The sequence below is a fragment of the Psittacicella gerlachiana genome, from assembly GCF_003585965.1.
GTDB classification, from domain to species: Bacteria; Pseudomonadota; Gammaproteobacteria; order Enterobacterales; family Psittacicellaceae; genus Psittacicella; species Psittacicella gerlachiana.
On the sequence record NZ_NRJF01000035.1, the window covers coordinates 1 to 2,917 of the forward strand.

At 32.5% G+C, this 2,917-nt stretch carries 2 protein-coding genes; both read right to left on the bottom strand.

Features of this window, described 5'->3' with window-relative positions; translation table 11 throughout:
- Positions 1-21: 21 nt before the first annotated feature.
- The gene (locus CKF59_RS01445) at positions 22-1,362 is read right to left on the bottom strand and encodes an aminotransferase class I/II-fold pyridoxal phosphate-dependent enzyme (RefSeq protein ID WP_119534208.1); all 1,341 of its coding nucleotides are present in this window, start codon (positions 1,360-1,362) and stop codon (positions 22-24) included.
- 5 nt (positions 1,363-1,367) lie between these two features.
- A complete protein-coding gene (gene bioA, locus CKF59_RS01450) occupies positions 1,368-2,732 on the bottom strand; it encodes an adenosylmethionine--8-amino-7-oxononanoate transaminase (protein WP_119534209.1) in 1,365 nt (454 codons plus the stop codon).
- Positions 2,733-2,917: the final 185 nt, after the last annotated feature.

Consider the following 2,917-nt stretch of genomic DNA (forward strand, 5'->3'; position numbering starts at 1 on the left):
GCTAAAGAGAGTTTAATTAATTTATAGCTTTTGCGTAAGAATTTTTAAAAAATCATCACTACTGGTATAAGAGCTAAAAGTCTCTTTAAGAAGAGTTAATTTACTTTGCTCTTGCAATAAAGTAGTGTTAAAACAAATTCTTAATCTTTCAAAATTCTTAGGCACAGTAGGTGACTTAATTGCTCCAACTAAAATCCCATGTTCTGAAAGATAGTTAGCTAGATCTATTACTGCAGTATTACTCCCCACAATAAAAGACACTATCTGATTATCTCCACCCACCATTTCTTCCGCAAGATATTCTTGATTCTTTGTTAATCTCGCTTTAATTTTTTCTTTTAAAAATAAACGAAATTCATTTGTAAGATTTAATAGTCTATTTGCTTCTTGTTGGGTATCATTATGATTAGCATAAATCAAGTTTGTTGCAGTAGCAACTATAGTTTCAACCCCTAGTGAAGTAGAATAAATTAAAGATCGAGAGGTATTAATAAGATATTCTCTAATGGTTTTATTGGTAAGAACAAGGGCTCCTGAAGAATTAATTGCTTTTCCTAGAGGGCATACGATTATATCTATATCTTTAAGTAAGCCGTAGGAATCGATCATCCCGAGTGAGAATTGACCAAATAAACCCACCGCATGAGCTTCATCAACATAGATTATTATGTTAGCTACTTCTTCATACTCTTTTTTTAATTGGATTATTTCTAACACTTGTTCTTTACTTAAGTTATCTCCATCCATTGAATATATAGATTCAAGAGCAAGAAAAATATTGGTATAACCAGACTCTACAGCTTGTTTAACTTTTATTTTAAGGTCTGTTATATCGTTATGAGCAAAGCGTTTAAACTTAACTCCAGCTAAGATTACCCCATCAATAAGCGAAGCATGCACCAGCTTATCCATAATCACAATGCTTGATTGAGGATGTAACTTTACTAAAGGAGGTAAAATCCCCATGTTTGCATGATAGCCCGAGTTATAAAACAAACAGTCTTTATTATAAGGTGCTAGAAGCTGACTCAGGTCTTTCTCAATTGCTTCAACCCAATAGTTATCACCAGAAAGAAGTCGTGATCCTGTGGCTCCTCTTGGTAAAGGATAGGCTTGGCGCTCTTTTAGAAAATTTAAGACAATTTGCGAAAGACTAGAGTAATTTACCCTACCATTATTAGAATCAGTAAATACTCTAGAAGCAACTTGCTCCCATGAGGTATTAGCTAGATTTAAATAGTCATTAGAGCTTAAGTCCAAAGGGTAAGAATCTTTTTGTGAGTACTTACCAAGATATCTATAATTATTTTTCTCTTTTAGAGTATTAATTGCATTTAATGCTTGTTTAGTTATACTTTCCATATGTTTTAAACAAAATTATCGCTTAGGTTATCGCACGAGCTAGAAGTATAAACCTTAGTAAAAAATTCTTTTACCACTTTACATAGATTTGCTAACTGTTCAGGCGTAATTACATAAGGTGGCATTAGATAAAACACCTTTCCAAAAGGTCTTAACCAAATATTGTGTTTAAGAAAGTACTCTTGAATATTCTTCTTGTTAAGAAGGTGATCAAACTCAATAACCATAATTGGCCCTAGATAACGAACATCTACAATATCAGATCTTTTTAGAGCTAATAATTCTTTCCTCAATTTCGCATACACTAGATTAAAGATATTATCAATCTTTCTACCTTTTTTATAAGAAAAGTTTTCTGCAAAGATAGTTACAGCAGCCTTAGCTGCGGCAGTAGCAATCGGATTAGCCATAAAGGTAGGTCCGTGTAGAAAAGCATATGGTGGATTATCTTTAATTGTTTGAGCAATTTCTTTAGAAAATGCTGTAACTCCTAAACCTATATGCCCACCGGTTAAAGCTTTACCAAGAGTTAAAATATCCGGTTTGTTTGTAATTGTTTGGTAAGCAAAGTCTAAACTCGTTCTACCAAAACCTGTTGCGATTTCATCAAAAATGATTAAAATCCCATGACCCTTACAAATTTCTATAGCTTTGTCTATGTAGCGTAAATCATAAAAGTTAAAGCCCCCAGCCCCTTGCACCATAGGTTCACAAATAAAAGCTGCAATTTCATTTTTGTTTGTTTCGAGCAAATTAACAAAAGTTTTTCCAAAATCAGAATTTAAAAACTCTTGCATAGATAGCGAGGAAAAGGTGCCATCTACATTTAAGTGGGTAAAATCTAATTTTGGAGGGGGAGGGGTAAATAAGGTATTAATTTCCTTTTGCTTAAAAGTGTTATGTAAATACCCATCAGGTTCTGACACCTGCATTGCATTCCAAGTATCCCCATGGTAGCCATTTCTTAAGGCAATAAATTTAGATTTAGACTGTCCTTTAGCAAGTTGATATTGCAAAGAAAGTTTTAAGGCAACTTCTACCGCTACAGATCCAGAATCAGCATAAAAAAACTGATCAAAATCATAATTTAGGAGCTCTAAAAGAGCTTTGGTTAATTCTAAAGCTGGCTTATGAGTAATTCCAGCAAACATAACATGAGGTAAGGTTTTACTTTGCTCAATAATAGCTTCTACAATAGTTGGGTTAGCATGACCAAAGGAAGTAGACCACCATGAAGAAATAGCATCTAAATATGCTGTACCTTGAGCATCATAAAGGTAAACCCCTTTTGCAGATTCAATGAAAAGATTATTTTTGCTATAAGGAGCATCGTAAGCATGTATATTGTGTAAATCGTAATTCAAACTCATATGATTTGTGAGGGAAATTTTTTTATAAGGAATTATTTGATTTTTTAAGGTTCACTGACTTTATTATTCTTAATAAACAAACTAAAAGTTACTTTAATCAATAGAATAAATTGCAAATTATACTACTTTAGTTTGTTTTAAAAGTGCTAAATATCAAAGCAGTTTTAGAATTTATACTATTATTG

Coding starts and splice junctions, on each gene's coding strand:
- CKF59_RS01445 (WP_119534208.1), bottom strand. CDS start 1,362: ATGGAAAGTATAACTAAACAAGCATTAAATGCAATTAATACTCTAAAA.
- bioA (WP_119534209.1), bottom strand. CDS start 2,732: ATGAGTTTGAATTACGATTTACACAATATACATGCTTACGATGCTCCT.